3 protein-coding genes are annotated in these 1,093 nt (G+C 73.7%); all 3 read left to right on the forward strand.

What is annotated here, in order from left to right; genetic code table 11:
- A partial coding sequence (gene ndhC, locus C7C46_RS37055; RefSeq protein WP_245985322.1) for an NADH-quinone oxidoreductase subunit A occupies positions 1 to 79 on the forward strand: 79 nt, incomplete at its 5' end.
- Positions 70 to 690, forward strand: coding sequence for an NADH-quinone oxidoreductase subunit B (locus C7C46_RS33390; protein ID WP_110673625.1), 621 nt, complete (start codon positions 70 to 72; stop codon positions 688 to 690). The genes ndhC and C7C46_RS33390, both read left to right, overlap by 10 nt.
- On the forward strand, positions 687 to 1,093 hold a 407-nt coding region (locus tag C7C46_RS33395; protein WP_146259333.1), incomplete at its 3' end, for an NADH-quinone oxidoreductase subunit C. The genes C7C46_RS33390 and C7C46_RS33395, both read left to right, overlap by 4 nt.

The following is a 1,093-nucleotide window of genomic DNA, read 5'->3' on the forward strand; positions in this document are numbered from 1 at the left end:
GGAGATGTTCGTCTTCCTCGGCTTCCTCGCGGTCGGGTTGCTCTACGCCTGGAAGAAGGGGGTCCTGGAATGGACGTGACCCACGAGCACGGCAGCGGCGGCCCGGTCCCGCTCGGCCTGCCCGATCCGGCCAAGCCCGGCGCGCCGGCCCGGCACCCGCTGGGCCCGCTGGCCCGGCTGGCCCCGGACCCGGTCAAGGTGGTGCTGAACTGGGGGCGCCGGTACAGCCTCTGGTGCTTCAACTTCGGCCTGGCCTGCTGCGCGATCGAGTTCATCGCCGCCTCGATGGCCAAGCACGACTTCATCCGGATGGGCGTGATCCCGTTCGCCCCCGGCCCCCGGCAGGCCGACCTGATGATCGTCTCGGGCACCGTGACCGACAAGATGGCCCCCGCGGTCAGGCGGCTCTACGAGCAGATGCCCGAGCCCAAGTACGTCATCTCGTTCGGCGCCTGCTCCAACTCCGGCGGCCCGTACTGGGACTCGTACTCGGTCACCAAGGGCGTGGACCAGATCATCCCGGTCGACGTCTACGTGCCCGGTTGCCCGCCGCGGCCCGAGGCGCTGCTGCAGGGCATCCTCAAGCTGCAGGAGAAGATCGCCGCCGAGTCGCTGCCCGAGCGGTACGCCGGCCCCTCCGCCGCCGCGCTGCGCCGCCCGCTGCTGCCCGGCCCCGGGGGCGCCCAGTGACCGCCGCCGAGCTCACCCCCGAGGCGGCCGCCGCCGCGATCGGCCCCTGGGCCACCGCGGCCGAGGCCTACCAACTGGTCACCGTGGACGTGCCCGCCGAGCACTGGACCGAGGCGCTCACCGCGGCCCGGGACACGCTGAGCCTGGCCTTCTTCGACTGGCTCAGTGCGGTCGACGAGCTGGCCGAGGGCTTCGCGGTCTGCGCCCACCTGGCCGCCGTCGGCGACGCCCGCACCGTTCGCCACCTGCTGCTGCGCACCAGGGTGGCGCGCGAGGGCGCCGCGCTGCCCAGCGCCGCCGGGGTGTACCCGGGCGCCGGGTGGCACGAGCGGGAGACCGCCGAGATGTTCGGCATCGACTTCACCGGCCATCCGCACCTGGTCCCGCTGCTGCTGCCGGACGG

The sequence above is a fragment of the Streptomyces tateyamensis genome (assembly GCF_003205575.1).
In the GTDB taxonomy this organism is placed as follows: domain Bacteria; phylum Actinomycetota; class Actinomycetes; order Streptomycetales; family Streptomycetaceae; genus Kitasatospora; species Kitasatospora tateyamensis.

Bases quoted from the DNA above. Each gene is read 5' to 3' on its own strand.
- C7C46_RS33390 (WP_110673625.1), top strand. From the start codon at position 70: ATGGACGTGACCCACGAGCACGGCAGCGGCGGCCCGGTCCCGCTCGGC.